The organism is Caballeronia insecticola (assembly GCF_000402035.1).
Classification (GTDB): domain Bacteria; phylum Pseudomonadota; class Gammaproteobacteria; order Burkholderiales; family Burkholderiaceae; genus Caballeronia; species Caballeronia insecticola.
Genome location: NC_021294.1, coordinates 1,251,805 through 1,270,004 on the forward strand (window position 1 = coordinate 1,251,805; position 18,200 = coordinate 1,270,004).

Sequence of the window (18,200 nt, forward strand, 5' to 3'; positions counted from 1 at the left end):
CGTCGAGCATAAAAATCAGTCGTTCACGCCGATAATCACGCTCGACGCCTTGATCACCGCCACCGCCTTCTGACCCTGCGCGAGTCCGAGCGTGTCGGCGCTCTGATTCGTGATGATCGCGGTAATGGTCGTGGCGTCGTTGAGCGAGAGCGTCACTTCGGCGTTCACGGCGCCCTTCGTCACGCTGGCAACCGTGCCGCGCAACTGATTGCGCGCCGACAGCTTCGCGTTCGTGTCTTCCATCAGCATGACCCACGATGCCTTGATGAGCGCGAACGCGTCGCTGCCTTCTTTCAGGCCCAGCGCTTCGGTGCTTTCGTGGGTGACGACCGCGACGATCGTCTGGCCGCCCGGCAGACCAAGCTCGACTTCATCGTTGACTGCGCCGCGCGTGAGCTTCGTTACCTTGCCGGCCAGTTGATTGCGTGCGCTCGTTTTCATTCCCAGTCTCCCTATTAGCTGCCAATCCTGAGCGAAGCCTTCGATCGCCTCGCCCGCCCGTTGCAAAAATTTTCGATGCTCGCGCTCGACTGCGCGATAGGTCTCGATGAGGCGCAGCGCCGTCGGCGTGAGCTTGGTGCCGCCACCGCCCCGGCCGCCGGTTGCCGTCGTGACGAGCGGCTTGCCGGCCAGGTTGTTCATCGTGTCGATGGCGTCCCACGCGGCCTTGTAGCTCATCCCGACCGACTTCGCCGCCGCGGTGATCGATCCCGAATCGCGAATCGCGGCCAGCAAGCCGATACGTGCCGCGCCGCCCAGCGTCTGTGCGCCGCTCTGGAGCCACACGGAACCGCCGAATTCCAGCGAATCGTGGGTTTTGGGCGATTCAATCTTGCTCATTCGCCGCCTCTGCAAATCGTGCCAAAACAGTAAAAAGCGTGACGCATTATAGCGACGCCCGCACACGCGGACGATGCATCGCGCGTAACAATCGCTCGCCTTCCTGCGCGTCCTTGCGCGCCGATGCCGCGCCCCACGCGCGCGCGAAACCGCGCTGATAATCGGTGGCTTCCGGCATCGATGCGAGCCGGTCGGCAGCGACGGCGGCATCGTTCGCTTCGCCGAGCACCGTCTGCAGTGCGCCGAGCATCTTTGCTGTTTGCTTGCGCGTGCGCTGCGTCGTCACCGAGCGGAAAAACTCGAGCGCGTAACGCAGCCGCTTTGCGTGAATGCGCACGCGATGCCGTTCGTGCGGTTCGAGCGAAGCAAGATCGGCCACGCGCGCGATCCGCCGATAATCCTTGCGGATCCGCTTTTTCGCGTAGCTGACGAGGCGCACCGGCGTCTCGTCTTCTTGCGATGCAAAGCGCGCGAGCCTTTCGACGAACGCGAGCGTGAGACGCACGTATCGCTTCGACGCCAGCGCGTCGCGCACGCGGTCGCGCGCCACGCGCCGCCGGAGATCGGCTGCGTCGATGAGCGTTTGCCAGCGCGCGGCGTTATCGTCCGATGCGGCGTAGCTTGGCAGCGTCTTGTCGGTGAAGACGTCCCAGTCGCGTGCGTCGGCGAGCAGATCGCCGAACCATTTCAGATCGGGCGCGATCCGCGTGGTCCACGTCTCGTCGACATCGTCGCGAAACAGCTTCAACAGGGTCTTCAGCCGACGCTGCGCGACGCGCAACTGATGCACGTGCTCATCGCTCAAACCCGCGCGCGCCGCGAACTCGTTGCCGAACCACTGCTGCGCCACCGACGCCGCAATCGCGATGAACGCCTCGCGACGCGTGGCCGTGCGCGGCAGCGCGAGCTTCGCCGCAAATACCGGTTCGTTCGCCGCATCGTTTGCCGCGCCATTCGCCGCGTCATTCGCCAGTTCATGCGCTTCGTCCGGCGCGATGAAAAACGGCGCCGCGTCGATGATTTCGCCCGCGAGCCTGAAGACCGCGTCGAGCGCGCCGTCCGCCGCCGGCGCCGCGAGGCGCAGTGCCGCGCGTCCTTGCGCGTCGGTTTCGAGCGTCGCGAGGATGTCCGCGCCACCCGCGTCGATGCGCCATTCGATGCGTTCGACCTCGTCTCCGGAATCGGAATCAGGCGTCGATGACGGCGCACCGTCATCGCTTTCGGGCGCCGCAACCCGATGTGCCTTCGCAAGCGGCGCGCGCGAGGCGTCGTCGGCTTCGGCGAATTCACGCAGCGACGCCGCGAGATCCTCGCCCGCCGGCCGCGCAAAGGTCCGGTAGCGCGTGAAGCCGGGTATCGGCGGGCCGTCTTCGTGCGTCGCGCACAAGGTTCGCGCGCCGTCCAGCGTGTCGACCGAAAGCCGCCAGCCCGCCGCCTTCAGCGGAATATCCCGCGTGGCGAGCCGCGAGCGAACCGGCGCGACGCCCGCGAACGCGGGTATCTGCTCCAGCGCGCCGGCGAGCGCGGCAGGCGTCGCGTCGTCCGATCGATCCGTCCGATGCGCCTCATGCGTTCGATACGACTCCAGCGCCACTTCGATCCACACCGTCATAAGGCTCCCTGAGCGATCTGCGCGCCGCCCGTCAATTCATACGAATGACTGTCATGTCAGGAGTCATGAAACCGACACACGCCCCGTGAAACATGCCCATTTGTGCTTCCGAAACGCCTCTCGTCTGCTTTTCTACTTGCGATACGACTTCGCGCAGCATCCAGCCCCCAAGGACGCGACATGAACCAGATTGCCTTTCCCCAATCCCGCGAAGGCCGCACGCTCGGGCAGCGGCTCGCGCTCTTGCTCTTCCTGCTCGCCATCACGGGAGGCGCGGTCTACTGCGTCATGCATCTGCTCGAAGATCTTGCGCCGGTGCGCGAGTCGTCGATGTTTCCGTACATTCTGCTCGGCATCGCGCTGTTGATCGCGCTCGGCTTCGAATTCGTCAACGGCTTTCACGACACCGCCAACGCCGTCGCAACCGTAATCTACACGCACTCTTTGACGCCCAACCTGGCCGTCGTCTGGTCGGGCGCGTGGAATTTCATCGGCGTGCTGATTTCGAGCGGCGCGGTCGCGTTCGGCATCCTGCAATTGCTGCCGGTCGAATTGATTCTCGGCGTGGGCAGCTCGCAAGGTTTCGCTATGGTCTTTGCGCTGCTGATCGCGGCGATCATCTGGAACCTCGGCACCTGGGCGCTCGGCCTTCCTTCTTCGAGTTCGCACACGCTGATCGGTTCGGTGATCGGCGTCGGCCTGATGAACCAGATGCTGCACGGGACGAACGGCACGTCGGGCGTCGACTGGAGCCAGGCGGTGTCGGTGGGCAAGTCGCTGCTGTTCTCGCCGATCATCGGCTTCGTGCTCGCGGGCTTTCTGCTTTATGTGCTGAAGCTCGTCGTGCGCGTGCCGGCGCTCTACAAGGAGCCGGAGAAGAACGCGCCGCCGCCGTTCTGGATTCGCTGCCTGCTGATCCTCACGTGTACGGGCGTGTCGTTCGCGCACGGCTCGAATGACGGCCAAAAGGGCATGGGCCTCATCATGCTGATCCTGATCGGCACGGTGCCGACCGCGTACGCGCTCAACAAGGCCGTGACCGCGAACGAAACGCAGACTTTTCTCGCCGTGAGCCACAGCGCCGCCGACGTGCTGCACCGCTACGGCAACGGCGCAGCGCCCGCCGCCGATGCGCGCAGCCAGGTCGAGAAGTACGTCCAGACGAAGACGCTCGCGCCTGACACGATCGCATCGCTCAAGAGCGTGGTCGATTCGATCGAAACGCAGGTCCGCCCGGCCCAGACGATGGCCGAAGTGCCGCAGGGCAACGTCCGCAATGTGCGCAACGAGATGTATATCGCGTCCGAAGCGCTGCGCATCATGGAGAAGCAAAAGGCGCCCGCATTCTCCGCCGCCGATGTCGCCACGCTCGACAACTACAAGAAGCAACTCGATCACGCGACCAAGTTCATTCCGACGTGGGTGAAGGTCGCGGTCGCCGTGGCGCTCGGGCTGGGCACGATGGTCGGCTGGAAACGCATCGTCGTGACGGTGGGCGAGCGCATCGGCAAGACGCATCTGACGTATGGACAAGGCGCGTCGGCGGAACTCGTCGCGATGCTGACCATTGGCGCCGCCGATGCCTACGGCCTGCCGGTCAGCACGACGCACGTGCTGTCCTCGGGTGTCGCAGGCACGATGGCCGCGAACGGCTCCGGCCTGCAATGGCGCACCGTGCGCAGCCTCGCGCTCGCGTGGATCCTGACGTTGCCGGTGTCGATCGCGCTGGCGGGTTTCCTGTTCTGGGCGTTCCGCGGAATCTTCTGAGCGCGCGTCGCCTTTGTCGAACGGCGCGGGATTCTCCGCGCCGTGCAAGTTTTGCCCTCCCCCTGCATTTCGACGCTTCTTTTCGACAATCCCTTCGCCTGCTCACGCGTGACCGAATCGTCGGACGCCTTGTCGCACGGGCGTATGCGTCGACTGGCACGGCCATTGCTCGACACTCCTCGTCGATCGCAATTCTGATTGGCCGGCGGTCTCGCACTGCCGACCACCCGGCGTATGAATGGCAGTTGGGAGGCCGCGCCGGGCGCCGATCTTTCGCGCGATTATTTGAACAAGGAGAAAGTCAAAATGACGATCGGAACCATCCTGCTGATCATCCTGATCCTGCTTCTGGTCGGCGCCATTCCGTCCTGGCCGCATAGCCGCAGTTGGGGCTACGGACCGAGCGGGCTCGTTGGCGTCGTGCTGATCGTGGTGATCGTTCTCTTGTTGATGGGACGGATATGACGTCCAGCGCGGCCGTGTCTTTTTGAGCGACCGCGGGCGGCAAAAAACAAAAAGGGGCGCTCCGTGGGGCGCCCCTTTTTATCGTGTGTGCGTGACGAAACTCAAACGCGCATGACTTGCCCGTTCGGTTCGAACTTGCGTGGAATGATGGGCTCGCTCTGCTTCGGCGACGACGATGCGCGCGCACGCGGCATCTGACTCGGAGCCGGCGCCGACTGTTCGATGGTGCCCTTGTCCGCGACCTGTTTGACGGAAGTCACGCTCTTGCGCTTTTTCTTCGCTGCCGTCTGGGTCGCGGCGTGCGAACGGCTTTTGCCCTTCATGGCCTTCGCTTCGGGAGGATTCCAGACTTCCGTATAACGCTCCGCCGCGAACAACGACGACGAGCCGACGAGAAGTAAAAGGATCAGCAATACGCGCTTCAAGAGATTCGCTCCAACAGTTAGTGGCCCGCTCTGCGCGAGAGGATGGCGTCGAGCGACTGCCCGGATGTCTCCAGCTCACGCAATGCGGCATCGAGGCGCTCCAGCGAGCGCGCGACGGACCTGCCGCCTTCCTCGAAATCGGGCTCGCCTCGCGTGGCGTCGAACGCTGCGTTCACGGCACGCGTCGCGCGCATGAAACGTTCGAGCGCGGCGGCTTCGAGCGAAACGTTGCGTGGGTTCATCGGCAAGCTCCGGTTGCGGACAAGCTGTACGAATATACAGTAAGCGGCAGTCGCGGCAAACAAGCTCACGGCGACGCTCACGGCGGCGTGGCAAAAATGCCGAAGCGCCTCTTGACCGCGCCATCGACGCCGCTTCCGACTCCTCGACTGACTTCATCGGCGACATTTCGCCGCGCCTCGGCATGGGCGTTCGGGGAATTAAGTCGCGCTTAATTCTCTGCCGACACACTGGAATCGCGAACCGGCTCCGCTGGCGCCGTCCTGCCGGACGGCCCGAGCCGTCAACGATGAGGAATGTGCCATGCCTGCCCACCACGCTGTGCGCCGAACTTTCGCCAATCTCGCCCCCACGCTGCGCAAGCAGTACGCGCTCGCACTGCGCGCGTGCCGCCTCTCTCCTCCGGTCGAACCGCTTTGGGGACCGGCTTACCGGATGGTCGAATGGGAAGCCGCGAACGATCCGCGCGTGCAGCGACGCGTGTTTCCGGCCGATTGCACGCCATCGCAAATCGCCGACGCGCTGAAGGCGCATGTTCCCGGCCGCCGCTACGGCCCGCGCGACGAAGAGGAGTGATCCGGCGCTTCGAGCACGAAAGGTCATGTCGCGCTTGTATTAATCCATAATTGGACTAATATACGTCTCAAGTTCCTTTGGAGACTTAACGACATGCCTAATGCCGCACGCGCCACCTCTGCGGCGGCCGGCCACCCGCTACCGCGCCCCGCGCTGGATTCGGGCGACCTGTCCGCCGCCGGTCTGCGCGCTTTCTTCAACATCGCCCACGACTGGGCGCTTTCCGCCGATGAGCAGATCGTCCTGCTCGGCTCGCCGGGGCGCTCCACCTACTTCAAATGGAAGAACGCGCCGCAGTCCGCACGGCTCGCGCGCGACACGCTGGAGCGCCTTTCGCTGATTCTCGGCATCTATAAGGCGCTGCAAATTCTCTTGCCCGACCCGAAAGCCGCCGATACCTGGATCCGGCGCCCGAACGCCGCGCCGCCGTTCGGCGGCCGTCCGGCGCTCGACCGCATGCTGGCGGGCAATATCAGCGATCTCATCGCCGTGCGCCAATATCTCGATGCGATGCGAGGCGGCTGGGCGTGATGGGAATGGCCTTCAGCAAGGACGCGCCGGACTGGCGCGCACAGTGGCCGCACGGCACGCTCGACTGGTCGCCCGCCTACCGCGTGATTCCCACGCGCTTTCCCGCCGTCAATTTGTTCGACCGGGTGGCCTCGCCGCAAGACTTCGAGGCGCTTTACGCGCTCGAAGCCATGACCAATGACCGCCTGCGCACCGAAGTCGGCGAACTCGATCTCGTGCCGCCCGACGAACGCTGCTTCGGACCGGGCTGCGGGCCGATCATGGCGGCGTTCACACATCTGAATCCGAACGGCAGCCGCTTCTCCGACGGCAGCTACGGCGTGTTCTACTGCGCGCGCGAACGGCAGACGGCCATCGCGGAGACGCGCTATCACTCGAGCGTGTTTCTCGCCGCGACCAACGAAGCACCGCTGCGTCAGCAGATGCGTGTCTACACGGTCATGGCGCATGGCGAAGTCGTCGATCTCCGTGGCGATGCCATCGCACAAGCCGGTCTCGATGCGCGCATCCTCGATCCGGACGATTACACCGCTGGCCGCGCGCTCGGCCGCGCGGTGCGGGCGGCGGGCGTATCGGGTATCGCGTACCCGTCGGTGCGGGACGATGCGGGCGAGTGTCTCGCGGCTCTGCGCACGACGATGTTGCGCGATTGTCGTCACGCGGCGTATCTCGAATACAACTGGAATGGCGAGGCGATCGACTATGTGTTCGAGCTGAACCAGATCGGCTGATCGGGCAAACGTTTCACCGGCCTCGGCTTGATTCAGCGGATCGCGAACGCAGTCGCCGAACGCGTCCGCGAAAGCTTCTTCGTAGCGGGCCGCGCGGCCTTCGGCGCCGGTTTCTTCGCGACATCTTCCAGCGCCTGCGACGCTGCGCTCTTGCCGCTCGCCTTCAACGCCCCCGCGCGCGCCTTGCGGCTCGATTCCGTGAGCAGCCGGGTCAGACGCCCGTCGGCTGCATCGGCGCCCTTGCGGTTCTTGCGCGTCGCCTCGCGGGCACGGCGCTTCGCTTCCTTTTCGAGGAAGATCGCGAGCGCGGCCTCGTCGGTCTTGAGTCCGTGGCGGCGCGACGCCGGCAGCGTCTCGGCGAGTTCGCCCGCTTCGAACGCCTCGATCACCGCGGGATGCACATAGCATTTGCGGCACACGGCGGGCGTATTGCGCAATAGCTGCGACACTTCCTTGATGGTTCCGACGACGTGCTTGCGCGCCTCCGTCACCGTTTCCCACTTGAGCCGCCTGAGCGCCGCGAGCGCGAACACGCTGCCAGCCCACGTGCGATAGTCCTTCGCGGTGAAATCCGCGCCGGTGATCTCGTGCAAATAATCGTTGATATCCGACGAACTCACCGAATGTCGCGTGCCGTCGGCATCGAGATATTGAAATAGATCCTGTCCCGGCAGATCCAGGCAGCGCTTGACGATGCGCGCAACACGCGCGTCGCTTACCGAGACGTCGTGCTCGATACCGCTCTTGCCGCGAAACTTGAACCGTAGCGTGCCCGCCGACACCTTCAGATGACGCTTGCGCAGCGTCGTCAATCCATACGAGCGGTTCTCACGCGCATATTCCTCGCTGCCGATGCGAATCAGCGTCGTATCCAGCAGGCGCACGACGGTCGCAAGCACTCTGTTGCGCGGCATGCCGTCGAGCGACAGATCGCGTGCGACGCGAGCGCGCAGCTTCGGCAATACCGCGCTGAACGCGAGCATGCGCTCGTATTTGTTGGCGTCGCGCGTTTCGCGCCATCGCGCGTGATAGCGATATTGCTTGCGGCCGCGCGCATCGCGGCCGGTCGCCTGCAAATGGCCGCGCGAATCGGGGCAAATCCAGACGTCGATATAGGCAGGCGGAATGGCGAGCGCGTTGATGCGGCGAATCTCGGCTTCGTCGTCGATGCGCTTGCCTTGCGTGTTGAAGTACGCGAACGCGCCGTCGATCCACTCGCGCGTATAGCCGCGGCGCGAGTCATCCATATAGCGCAGGCCCGGCGGGAGATCGTCGGGGCAGCCTTGCACGCCGCCCGTGAGGGCATCGCTGGCCCCGCTGCCCGCTTCGATGTTTGATCCGCCTCGTCCGAGTCTCTCCACGGTGCGCCTCGCCAGTTTTACGTTCGAAACATGACGAAGCGTCGAGCAACGCGCGTGCCGGATCGCCGGAACGCGCGCGCCAAGCGTGGGAATCAGGGCAGCGCGAGCGTGCGCGCGCCTTCGGAGGCGGCCCAGCGCTCCTTGACGGACCAGCGTTCGTCCGTGCCCGCCTGGACGATGGTGAGCCGCCCTTCCGATGCGAACGCGCCCGTATCGATGAAAATCTGCGAGCCAATCTGCTTGATGGCGCGCATCGGCGTATGGCCGCAGTACGTCGGCGAGAGGCCTTGCTGCCGCGCCGGATCAGACTGGCCGAGCGCGAGGCCGCGGCCCCAGAGCATCTCGTTGCGCGTGTCGTCGGAGAAATCGGCGGCGTCGAGATCGGCGTCGCTGCCGAAAAATTCGGCATGCAGCACGTTGAAGCGCCGCGCGCCCTCGCCCACGGTACGCACGAGCGGCAGTTTCGCGAGGCGCACGGCGAGCGTGCCCAACTGGTCGTCGCCGAGCGTTTCTGCCCACGCGCCGCCGATTGCATACCAGGCTTGACGCCGCATCGCGCCAGTCGCGACCGCGATCAGCGAATCCTCGTGATTGCCGAGCACGGGATAGAACCACGGCTTGTCGATGAGATCGATTGCCGCGAGCGAATCCGTGCCGCGATCGACCAGATCGCCGACGGAGAACAGCCGGTCCCGCGCACCGTCGAAACCGATCTCGTGCAGCAGATAACGCAGCGCATCCACGCAGCCATGCAGATCGCCGACGACGAAATCGCGGCCGATGTCATTGGCGGGATGCCTGCAAACGATGGGATAGGTAGGACCATTCATGCGTCGATCTTAGCGCCGCTCGCTTGCCACGTGTGAGGGGTTGGTCGCTTTCGCGAAGCAATTTAGGTGCAAGGGGCCGAGGAGCCGATCGGGCTCCGGCGTGCCGCTTTGATAGCGCGTATCGGATGCCAGGCGCCGACACTAATTATCTAATCGTCTTAACCGCTAATACGCTCGCCGATGATTGCAATTCCAAACGGGCAATAACAGGTTCACGAACGACGCATGGACTGAATCGATTCCGATTAACTGGCGGAGAAAATATCCGCCGAAACTGCATAAAAGCTCTATCGTGAAACTTTGTCGAAAGCGCCTCCTTCATTTATCGGTTGACCTATGCTCTCATTTCCGATGCGAGCGCCTTAACGCTTTGCAAAATCTCTGGGCGGTGGTACCGACTCATTCATGCAATCGAAGTCGGGATTTTTGAAGAGCCAAACATGTCGAGCAATTTTTCCGTCGCTATCGCGACTCCGACACATCGCGGGCTGTTTTCCGCGTCTTATGTTCGCAGCGTCTGGGGCTTGCAGAAAAAGTGCATGGAGGCAGGCATTCCGGTCGAACTTCTGCTCTTGCCCAATCTCACCATGGTGGATCGCGCGCGAAATGTGCTGTCGAGCTTCTTCGTGCACAACACGCGCTTCACTCACATGCTGTTTCTCGACGACGACATGGGCTTCGATGTCGACGACATCATGCGCATGTTCGACTGGCAAGCACACGATGTCGTCGCGGCCATGTACGGCAGCAAGAACATCGACTGGGCGCGCGTCAAGCAGGCCGTGCTGAAGCATCCTGACGTGGCGCCCGAAGCGCTCGCACGGATCGCGGGCCGTACCGACGGCATGTACACCTTTCTCCGCGAAGGCGACCGCGCCGAGGAAGCGCTTGAAGCGCCGATGCCCATGCGCGAGATCGGCACCGGCATCATGCTGGTGTCGCGGGCGTGCCTGGAACGTCTCGCGCTCGCGGGCATTCCTCGCGCGGCGGGCAGCGAACACGGCGACTTTCCGGTCTATGAATTCTTTCGCCAGAAAGTGCTCGACGGCCGGCTGGTCGGCGAGGACTTTTACTTTTGCAATCTCGTTCGGGAACATGGCGGGACCGTCTACGGTTGCGCGTGGCCGCGCGTTGTTCATACCGGTCCCTTTGATTTTGTCAGTGACGTTCAGGCGATCTCGACGCTTTCATAACCGCCGCGCGGCGTGTCGAGCTTATTCGCCGTGACTACGCTCATTGGCGCGTCTCATCAGAATTGCGATGATTTCGTCCTTCACCCGGCTCGCCGCCAGATACCGTTCGTTCGTGTCGAGTACGCGCGCGAACTGAATGGCCTGATCGAGCGTCGTGATCTCTTGCGGTTTCAACCCATCGATACCGAGCTGCTTCGCGTAGTTCCACCAAAACTCGCCGACGCAGGGATTGCACCACTGTTGCCAGGGCTTCACGGGGGTAACGAAATGAATGATCGACAAGTCGTTTTCCTGCAGGACGGACTCGAATTGCGCTTGGGTAATCTCCGCAGCCGACATCAGCCGGTTCCAGCCCTGGCCTACTGTGAGTTTGCGATCTTCCGCGTATTTGTTGATCACGCATTGATCCGGAAAGGCCGCCTCGCGCTCGTACTGCGCATAGATTGCCTGAGCCTTTTCGAACATCTGGTCTTGGCGTAACGCATCAAGGTTCATCACGAGTACGCCGGAATTGATATAAGGATCGTCGGCTTGCCGCGGTATCTTGCTCGTACGTGCTCCACCAGGATCTAAGACGCCGGCGATGAGCTTGTCGCCAAGAGGCGTCGAATAAAGCGCGTGGAGATCTGTGAGTACGAGGGTATCCGCATCCAGATAGATAACCCGAGGCGCGTCGATCAATGTCGGGATCAGAAGTCGCAAATACATGCCGCGCGTGAAGTGATGCACAGTCTTCCATTCAGCAAAGGCCGCGCTCGAAGCCGGAACGACTGAGACATTCAACCCAATGTTATTTCGAAGCTGCTCCGCCACCGAAACGACATGCGATTCATCTTCACCGGGGACGATCCAAAATACCCGTACTTCCGATTTCGAATTGACAAAAAGCGAATAGGTTGAAACCGCTGCGTAGTACGCGTAGTTTTTGTCGAAACAAAGAACGATGTTGATGGAGGTAGGCATGCCGAATAGCTCGTGTTCTTGTTGTAAGTAAAACGTCAATTATTGACGCGTTACGACCAACGAATTGAAGAAAAGTGTCGATGCAACCTCTGCGGACCGGCGCGCGTCAAGTCCACGTTGCTCAGGCTCCTGAAAGCCATCCGCGCAATAATCGCGGACGTCGACCTCTCTTGGCCCCTTCCCGACCATGTCCGCGAACAAGAAGAAGACATCCTTCCTTCCGCCCGTCCTGAGCAACCGCCCGCGCGCGCTGATCGGGCTCGTGGTCGGCTGTATCGTCGCCGCGCTGGTTCCGGCGCACTTGCGGGCCACCGCGCGCGCTCTGATTGCCTGGGACTCGGCCGTGTGGCTCTATCTTGTGCTGATCTGGCTGAAGATGGCCATCGCACGTCAAAGCGACGTGCAGGCGCTCGCCGCGCGCGAAGACGAAAACGCCGCAACCGTACTGATGATCGTGAGCATCGCGGCGGTTGCGAGCATCGTGGCGATCGTCGTCGAATTGGCATCGGCGAAAAGCCTGGGCGCCAGCGCGGTGCCGCACTATCTGCTCACCGGCGCGACGATGCTCGGCGCCTGGTTCCTCATCCCGACGATGTTCACGCTGCACTACGCGCGTCATTACTATCAGTCGCCGCCGAACGATCCCGCGCTCAGGTTTCCGGACAGGCAACTGAAGCCCGACTACTGGGACTTCCTGTATTTCTCGTTCACCATCGCGGTCGCGTCGCAGACGGCCGACATCGCGGTCGGTTCCACCAGCGCGCGGCGCACCGTGCTCGCGCAGTCGGTGCTGTCGTTCTTCTTCAATCTCGCAGTGCTCGGGCTCTCCATCAACATCGCGGCGAGCATGGTCGGCGGCTGAGCCGGCACGCATCACGCGACGGTCACAGGCACTCCATAAGCTGATCCGGCGCGCCGTGTAAAAACGCGGCGCGCTCCGCTGTCAGTTTTACACGCGGCACGTTCGTGCTCGCTCGTGCTTTTCCACGCCTGCGCGGGCGGCTCTCGTCTGGTCAAAGGCGGAATTCGCCGTGCGCCACCGCACGCACGATTTCGAGCGTGGCACACCGATTGCTGCAATGCGCCAGCCACTCCATACAAACCCTAGATCAGCATTCGAACGCGCAGCGCATGGACCGCGCGTTCCTCTCGCTCAGGAGCCCCACTTTGCCTTTGAACGTTCTGCTGGTCGCCTCCGAAGCCGTCCCGCTCGCCAAGACCGGCGGACTCGGCGACATGGTCAGCGCCTATGCCGCCGCCCTGCGCGAAGCCGGCGTCGATGCCACCATCCTGCTGCCCGCGTATCCGAACGCCATCGCCCAGACGGAAGGTCTCTGCCGTGTCGGCACGTTGACTGGCCTGCCCGGCGGCGATGCCACGTTGCTGCGCGGACGCATGCCCGATACCGGCGTGCCGGTTCTGCTGCTGCGCTGCGACGCGCTCTATGCCCGCACGGGCCTGTATCAGGACGCGCAGGGCCGCGACTATCCGGACAACGCGATCCGCTTCGCGACGCTTTCGGCGGCCGCCGTCAGGATCGCCGAGGGCATGCGCGGCGTGAAGAAGCCCGACATCGTCCATGCGCACGACTGGCATACCGGCCTCACGCCGCTCCTGATGAAGCACGCGGGCGTGCACGCAAAGAGCGTTTTCACGATCCACAATCTGGCGTTCCAGGGCAATTACGCGCTCTCGCTTGGTGCGTCGCTCGGCGTGCCGGAAAAATGGCTCGTGCACGCGTTGAGCGATCCGAAGAGCATCGAGTTCTATGGCGCGCTCAGTCTGATGAAAGCGGGCATCGTCCACGCCGACCGCGTGACGACCGTCTCCGAAACCTACGCGCGCGAAATTCTCACGCCGCGCTTCGGCCATCTGATGGAAGGCGTGCTTCAGAGTCATGCGCACAAGTTGTCGGGCGTCGTCAACGGCATCGACGAGAACGTTTGGGATCCGGTCACCGACCCGCTGATCGAACGCAACTATTCCTTCGACGATATGCGCGGCAAGCACGCCTGCAAGCGCGCGCTGCAACGCAAGTTCGGCCTGCCTGTCGATCCGTTCGCGCCGCTCATGGCGATCGGCAGCCGCATGACCGGTCAGAAACTCGCGGATGTCGCGCTCGAAGCGCTGCCGCGTCTGCTGCAAAAGCATCCGCGCCTGCAACTCGCGGTCATCGGCAAGGGCGAGGCGTATATCGAGGCGGGCTTTCGCAAGCTCGCGCAGGAATGGCCGGATCGCGTCGGCGTGCATATTGGTTATGACGAACGCCGCGCGCATGCACTGCATGCGGGCGCGGATATCCTGCTGCACGGCAGCCGCTTCGAGCCGTGCGGCCTCACGCAGCTATACGCAATGCGCTACGGCACGCTGCCGGTCGCGTCGCGCGTGGGCGGCCTCGCCGACACCATCGTCGATGCGGCGCAAAACGTCGAGCTGCTTCATCACAACGTGCTGCGTCCGTCGCTCTATCTGCGCGACGGCACGCACGATACGCCCGTCGAGACCGTCGCGCAGGCGCCCGCGCCGCGAGCCTCTCATGCGCCCACGGGCTTTCTCTTCGACGGCGAACGCGCCGACGACATCATCCACGCCGCGAGCCGCGCACTCGATGCCTTCATGCGTCCGCAAGTCTGGCGCGCGCTGCAACGCAACGCGATGTCATGCGATTTCGGATGGAACGAAGCCGTCGCGAAGATGGTCGCACTGTACGTCGGCCTGAGCGAAGCACGCCCGAGCCGCACGGCACTGCGCGCGCGCCGCGTCCCCGATGTCATGCAGGCAAGCGCCACGGCGCCTGCAACGGCACAAGCACAGGACGACCGCGCGCTCGCAAACGCCAATTCGCGCGTTGCGCGCAGCGCCTGAGCGAAGTGTCGTAATGTATGAGCCGGCCCGGCTGCACGCCGGGCGCGGCACGCAACGTGCTCCCAACCCCCGTGCGGCTACCGAGGCATGTCCCGTCGGCAGTGATTGAAGTTTCGGGACAGCGCAGGCGACGAGCGGAGGGACGCTCTCTCGGGAGACCGTGGCGAACACCGCGAGCGCAGGAAGCGCCCGAGGCACGGTGCATCGCGAAACGCGACCAGGCTGGCGTCGATTCGCGCGGCGCCGAGGTGTATTCTGAGTTCCGCCTGAAGTCCGCGCGAGATCCGTGACGTGTACGGACCGGCTCTTCAGCCAGTTTGGCCCGTGAGCGTGATCGCGATTGAAGTCCGCATCCCCGCCACCGCAGGACGACTCTGGAAAAGACGAACGATGGAAAACCATCAAGCTCATCATGCGTACGCGCCGCGTATTTATTTCATCGATCCCCTGCTCGTCGGACCGCTCGCGAACTGGCCCGCCCAGTTCGAGCACGCCGCCGCGCTCGGCTTCGATCATGTTCTGATCGGCTCGCCGTTCGTACCGGGCAGCAACGGGCATCGCGAAGCCGTTGCCGATCATCATCGGCTGCATCCTGTATTCGAATCCACCGCGAGCGTCGCGGACGGTCTGCGCGAGCTTGCCGACACCGCGAAGAAGCACAAGCTCACGCTGCTCGTCGATATCGTGATCGACCGGGTGAGCACCGAAGGCGGGCTCTATCAGCACAACCAGCACTGGTTCCAGCCTTTCGAAGGCGCGGACGCGCGGCTCGATCCGCGCAAGGGACCGCGTCAGCGCGACGTCGCCTATGCCAATTTCGCCGATGGCGAAGCGGCGCATCATCTGACCGAATGGTGGGCGCGCGAGTTGAACCTGCTCGCCGATGCGGGCGTCGGCGGCTTTCGCTTCGACTCGCCGCATGCGGTGCCCGCGCACGTGTGGCGCAGGCTCGGCGCGGCGGTGCGCGAGAAGCACCCCGATACGCGCTGGCTCGCGTGGACCGTCGGCGTCACGCGCCATGATCTGCATGGCCTGAGCGACGCCGCCTTCGACGCCGTGTTCGCCTCCACGCGCTGGTGGGACTTCAAAAGCGCATGGCTCTTCGACGAACACGCGGCGCTCTCGCGCATCGGCTCGCCGATCGCGTTTCCGGAAGACCCGTTCGGCGCGCGCCTCATCAGCGATCTTGCCGATACGAGCGACACCGCGCTCGTCGAACGTGCGTACACGCGCGTGCTCGACACCGCCGCCGCGTTCGGCACCGGCCTCATGGTGCCGATGGGCTTCGAATACGGCGTCGCCTTGCCGATGTCGCAGCAATACGGCGTCGCGGCCGAGTATCAGCGCGCGAAGAACGAGAGGCGCTTCGATCTGACAGCGCGCATCAAGCGCGCAAACGACCTGCAACGCAATGTCATCACGCTGTCGAGCGTCGGCGAAGTGCGTTCGCTGACGGGCGCGGGCACGCCCTACTCCGCACTGATCCGCGCCGACGCTCCCGATCTGCGCCGCAGCGAAGACGCCGTGCTCGCCGTGATCAATCCTGATCTCGTCGCGCCCGTGCATGTCGATACGCTGCATCTGCTCGAATCGGTGCCGGGCAACTACACGCGTTTCGCGCCCATCGAAAATCCGAAGGCCAAGCCCGAGCGCCTTGCGCCCTTCACGCTGAAGGCGGGCGAAGTGCGCCTGTTCCGCGCCGAGGCCGAGCCGTTCGTCCTGCTCGCGCAGCCTCAGGTGAAACGCGGCGCGAAAACCGCCGACAGGAAGTCGGTGACCGAGGCGCTCTCGGCGCCGCGCGTGTCGATCGAGAGCGTGACGCCTTCGGTCGATCACGGTCGCTTTCCGGCCAAGCGCATCGTCGGCGAGGCGCTCGAGGTTCAGGCCGCGATCTTCGCGGAAGGCCACGACAAGATCGCCGCAGCCGTGCAATGGCGCGCCGCCGACGAAACCGACTGGCACGAAGCACCGATGACCGCCGTGCAGCCCGCCGGCCTCGACTTGTGGACGACGCGCATTCCGCTGGAACGCGTGGGCCGCCACGAATTCGTCGTGATGGCATGGCGCGACGATTACGCATCGCTCGTCGATCACATGCAGAAGAAGCTGAAGGCCGGGCAGGACGTCGATCTCGAAGTGGAAGAAGCCAAGCATTTGTTCGCGCTGATCCTCGCCGAAGTGAAGACGGTGGAGGAAGCCGACAGCGCGCCGCTCGAGGCCATCGTCAAAGAGTTCACCAAGGCCGAGAGCGCGCGCAAGCTCGAACTCGTGCTCGCGCCCGCGACCGCCCGCGCGATTGCCGCCGCGCGGCACCGCCCTTTCCTGTCGCGCGATCCGGTTGTGTATCGCGTCGATGCCGAGCGCGCCGCCGCGCGTTTCGCAAGCTGGTACGAGATCTTCCCGCGCTCGATGAGCGACGACGAAAATCGCCACGGCACGTTTATCGATGTGATCGGCAAGATGCCGCGCATCCGCGAGATGGGCTTCGACGTGTTGTACTTCCCGCCGATCCATCCGATCGGCGTCGCGAATCGCAAGGGCAAGAACAATACGCTGACGGCCGGACCCGGCGATGTCGGCAGCCCGTATGCGATCGGCGGCAAGGAAGGCGGCCACACGGCCGTGCATCCGGAACTCGGCAATCTCGACGACTTCAAGCGCATGCTCGACGCCGCGCACGAGCACGGCCTCGAAATCGCGCTCGACTTCGCAGTGCAGTGTTCGCCCGATCATCCGTGGCTCAAGGAACATCCGACGTGGTTCGCCTGGCGTCCCGACGGCACGCTGCGCTACGCAGAAAATCCGCCGAAGAAGTATCAGGACATCGTGAATCCCGACTTCTATGCGCAGGACGCGAAGCCGGAATTGTGGATCGCGTTGCGCGACGTGTTCCTGCACTGGATCGCGGCGGGCGTACGCATTTTCCGCATCGACAATCCGCATACGAAGCCGTTTCCGTTCTGGGAATGGGTGATTGGCGACGTGCGCGCGCGCCATCCTGATGTGATCTTCCTCGCCGAAGCGTTCACGCGGCCGCGCGTGATGAACCGGCTCGCGAAGCTCGGCTTCTCGCAGTCGTACACGTACTTCACGTGGCGCGAGAGCAAGCGCGATTTCATCGAGTACATGCACGATCTCACGCAGACCGACGCGAAGGATTACTTCCGACCGAACTTCTTCGTGAACACGCCGGATATCAACCCGCGTTTCTTGCAAAGCTCGGGGCGTCCGGGCTTCGTGATCCGCGCGGCGCTGGCCGCGACGCTATCGGGCTTGTGGGGCGTGTATAGCGGCTTCGAGCTATGCGAGTCCGCGGCGCTTCCCAACAGCGAGGAATATCTCGATTCCGAGAAGTATCAGTTGCGCGCGTGGGACTGGAACCGGCCCGGCAACATCGTGACCGAAGTCACGGCGCTCAATCGCATCCGCCGCGCGAATCCCGCGTTGCAGACGCATCTCGGCGTGAACTTTTTGCCCGCGCATAACGACCGCATTCTGTTCTTCGAGAAGGCGAACGCGTCGCGCGACAACGTCGTGCTGGTCGCGATCAATCTCGATCCATTCAACGAGCAGGGCGCGGATATCGAGTTGCCGTGGCAGACGCTCGAACGCTGGGGCGTGCATGAAGGAGATGCGCTCGCCGTGGAAGATCAGGTAACGGGCGAGCGATTCGAATGGCGCGGACGGCGTCAGCATGTGCGGCTCGATCCGCATTCGCTGCCGTTCGCAATCTGGCGCATATCGCCGACGTGGGGCTTGCCTAAGCCCCAGCCGAACGAGGAAGGATGAATCACCGACGGC

Annotated in this window: 16 protein-coding genes; 9 read left to right on the forward strand and 7 right to left on the reverse strand. The window is 63.7% G+C overall.

Translation table 11 applies throughout. The features are described 5' to 3' along the window. Positions 1-15: 15 nt before the first annotated feature. A complete protein-coding gene (locus tag BRPE64_RS19835) occupies positions 16-840 on the reverse strand; it encodes a TOBE domain-containing protein (protein ID WP_016355323.1) in 825 nt (274 codons plus the stop codon). 46 nt (positions 841-886) lie between these two features. Further along, entirely contained in the window at positions 887-2,452 is a 1,566-nt protein-coding gene (locus BRPE64_RS19840; protein ID WP_016355324.1) for a CHAD domain-containing protein, read from the reverse strand. 180 nt (positions 2,453-2,632) lie between these two features. On the opposite strand from BRPE64_RS19840, the gene BRPE64_RS19845 reads away from it, so the two are divergent. Both BRPE64_RS19845 and BRPE64_RS19850 read left to right on the forward strand, forming a co-directional pair. Further along, positions 2,633-4,219, forward strand: a complete 1,587-nt coding sequence (locus tag BRPE64_RS19845) for an inorganic phosphate transporter (protein WP_016355325.1) — start codon at positions 2,633-2,635, stop codon at positions 4,217-4,219. A 306-nt stretch (positions 4,220-4,525) separates the two neighbouring features. Then, entirely contained in the window at positions 4,526-4,684 is a 159-nt protein-coding gene (locus BRPE64_RS19850; RefSeq protein ID WP_044042794.1) for a DUF3309 family protein, read from the forward strand. A gap of 101 nt (positions 4,685-4,785) precedes the next feature. Here BRPE64_RS19850 and BRPE64_RS19855 read toward each other — a convergent pair whose 3' ends face one another. Both BRPE64_RS19855 and BRPE64_RS19860 read right to left on the reverse strand, forming a co-directional pair. Then, a complete protein-coding gene (locus BRPE64_RS19855) occupies positions 4,786-5,109 on the reverse strand; it encodes a hypothetical protein (protein ID WP_016355327.1) in 324 nt (107 codons plus the stop codon). A gap of 17 nt (positions 5,110-5,126) precedes the next feature. Beyond that, entirely contained in the window at positions 5,127-5,351 is a 225-nt protein-coding gene (locus BRPE64_RS19860) for a hypothetical protein (protein WP_016355328.1), read from the reverse strand. 301 nt (positions 5,352-5,652) lie between these two features. On the opposite strand from BRPE64_RS19860, the gene BRPE64_RS19865 reads away from it, so the two are divergent. From BRPE64_RS19865 to BRPE64_RS19875, 3 genes are all read left to right on the forward strand, one after another. Then, entirely contained in the window at positions 5,653-5,925 is a 273-nt protein-coding gene (locus tag BRPE64_RS19865) for a DUF2866 domain-containing protein (protein ID WP_044042581.1), read from the forward strand. Positions 5,926-6,018: 93 nt separating this feature from the next. Beyond that, positions 6,019-6,456 carry an MbcA/ParS/Xre antitoxin family protein gene (locus BRPE64_RS19870; RefSeq protein WP_016355330.1) on the forward strand — a complete coding sequence of 146 codons (438 nt, stop codon included), beginning with the start codon at positions 6,019-6,021 and terminating at the stop codon, positions 6,454-6,456. A gap of 5 nt (positions 6,457-6,461) precedes the next feature. Beyond that, a complete protein-coding gene (locus BRPE64_RS19875; RefSeq protein ID WP_016355331.1) occupies positions 6,462-7,187 on the forward strand; it encodes an RES family NAD+ phosphorylase in 726 nt (241 codons plus the stop codon). Between the two features lie 32 nt (positions 7,188-7,219). Here the strand turns inward: BRPE64_RS19875 and BRPE64_RS19880 are convergent, their stop codons facing one another. Both BRPE64_RS19880 and BRPE64_RS19885 read right to left on the reverse strand, forming a co-directional pair. Further along, the gene (locus BRPE64_RS19880; RefSeq protein ID WP_016355332.1) at positions 7,220-8,548 is read right to left on the reverse strand and encodes a DNA topoisomerase IB; all 1,329 of its coding nucleotides are present in this window, start codon (positions 8,546-8,548) and stop codon (positions 7,220-7,222) included. Between the two features lie 92 nt (positions 8,549-8,640). Then, the gene (locus BRPE64_RS19885; RefSeq protein ID WP_016355333.1) at positions 8,641-9,378 is read right to left on the reverse strand and encodes a metallophosphoesterase; all 738 of its coding nucleotides are present in this window, start codon (positions 9,376-9,378) and stop codon (positions 8,641-8,643) included. 539 nt (positions 9,379-9,917) lie between these two features. Here BRPE64_RS19885 and BRPE64_RS19890 point away from each other — a divergent pair. Next, on the forward strand, positions 9,918-10,571 hold the full coding sequence (locus BRPE64_RS19890; protein WP_232519247.1) for a hypothetical protein: 654 nt from the start codon (positions 9,918-9,920) through the stop codon (positions 10,569-10,571). A gap of 21 nt (positions 10,572-10,592) precedes the next feature. Here BRPE64_RS19890 and BRPE64_RS19895 read toward each other — a convergent pair whose 3' ends face one another. After that, entirely contained in the window at positions 10,593-11,534 is a 942-nt protein-coding gene (locus BRPE64_RS19895; protein WP_016355335.1) for a glycosyltransferase family 8 protein, read from the reverse strand. A 187-nt stretch (positions 11,535-11,721) separates the two neighbouring features. On the opposite strand from BRPE64_RS19895, the gene BRPE64_RS19900 reads away from it, so the two are divergent. The 3 genes from BRPE64_RS19900 (at position 11,722) to BRPE64_RS19910 (ending at position 18,188) form a co-directional block, all read left to right on the forward strand. Next, complete coding sequence (locus BRPE64_RS19900; protein WP_016355336.1) at positions 11,722-12,396, forward strand: DUF1345 domain-containing protein; 675 nt, start codon at positions 11,722-11,724, stop codon at positions 12,394-12,396. 305 nt (positions 12,397-12,701) lie between these two features. Continuing rightward, positions 12,702-14,399 (forward strand): glycogen synthase GlgA, encoded by a 1,698-nt coding sequence (gene glgA / locus BRPE64_RS19905; protein WP_044042796.1) that lies wholly within the window; start codon positions 12,702-12,704, stop codon positions 14,397-14,399. Positions 14,400-14,789: 390 nt separating this feature from the next. Next, positions 14,790-18,188: a maltotransferase domain-containing protein gene (locus BRPE64_RS19910; protein WP_044042584.1), complete on the forward strand. Its 3,399-nt coding sequence runs from the start codon at positions 14,790-14,792 to the stop codon at positions 18,186-18,188. Positions 18,189-18,200: the final 12 nt, after the last annotated feature.

What these genes read in the sequence shown, in the direction of transcription:
- BRPE64_RS19835 (WP_016355323.1), bottom strand. Translation starts at nt 840, where the DNA reads ATGAGCAAGATTGAATCGCCCAAAACCCACGATTCGCTGGAATTCGGC.
- BRPE64_RS19840 (WP_016355324.1), bottom strand. Translation starts at nt 2,452, where the DNA reads ATGACGGTGTGGATCGAAGTGGCGCTGGAGTCGTATCGAACGCATGAG.
- BRPE64_RS19845 (WP_016355325.1), top strand. Translation starts at nt 2,633, where the DNA reads ATGAACCAGATTGCCTTTCCCCAATCCCGCGAAGGCCGCACGCTCGGG.
- BRPE64_RS19850 (WP_044042794.1), top strand. Translation starts at nt 4,526, where the DNA reads ATGACGATCGGAACCATCCTGCTGATCATCCTGATCCTGCTTCTGGTC.
- BRPE64_RS19860 (WP_016355328.1), bottom strand. Translation starts at nt 5,351, where the DNA reads ATGAACCCACGCAACGTTTCGCTCGAAGCCGCCGCGCTCGAACGTTTC.
- BRPE64_RS19865 (WP_044042581.1), top strand. Translation starts at nt 5,653, where the DNA reads ATGCCTGCCCACCACGCTGTGCGCCGAACTTTCGCCAATCTCGCCCCC.
- BRPE64_RS19870 (WP_016355330.1), top strand. Translation starts at nt 6,019, where the DNA reads ATGCCTAATGCCGCACGCGCCACCTCTGCGGCGGCCGGCCACCCGCTA.
- BRPE64_RS19875 (WP_016355331.1), top strand. Translation starts at nt 6,462, where the DNA reads ATGGCCTTCAGCAAGGACGCGCCGGACTGGCGCGCACAGTGGCCGCAC.
- BRPE64_RS19885 (WP_016355333.1), bottom strand. Translation starts at nt 9,378, where the DNA reads ATGAATGGTCCTACCTATCCCATCGTTTGCAGGCATCCCGCCAATGAC.
- BRPE64_RS19890 (WP_232519247.1), top strand. Translation starts at nt 9,918, where the DNA reads ATGGAGGCAGGCATTCCGGTCGAACTTCTGCTCTTGCCCAATCTCACC.
- BRPE64_RS19895 (WP_016355335.1), bottom strand. Translation starts at nt 11,534, where the DNA reads ATGCCTACCTCCATCAACATCGTTCTTTGTTTCGACAAAAACTACGCG.
- BRPE64_RS19900 (WP_016355336.1), top strand. Translation starts at nt 11,722, where the DNA reads ATGTCCGCGAACAAGAAGAAGACATCCTTCCTTCCGCCCGTCCTGAGC.
- BRPE64_RS19910 (WP_044042584.1), top strand. Translation starts at nt 14,790, where the DNA reads ATGGAAAACCATCAAGCTCATCATGCGTACGCGCCGCGTATTTATTTC.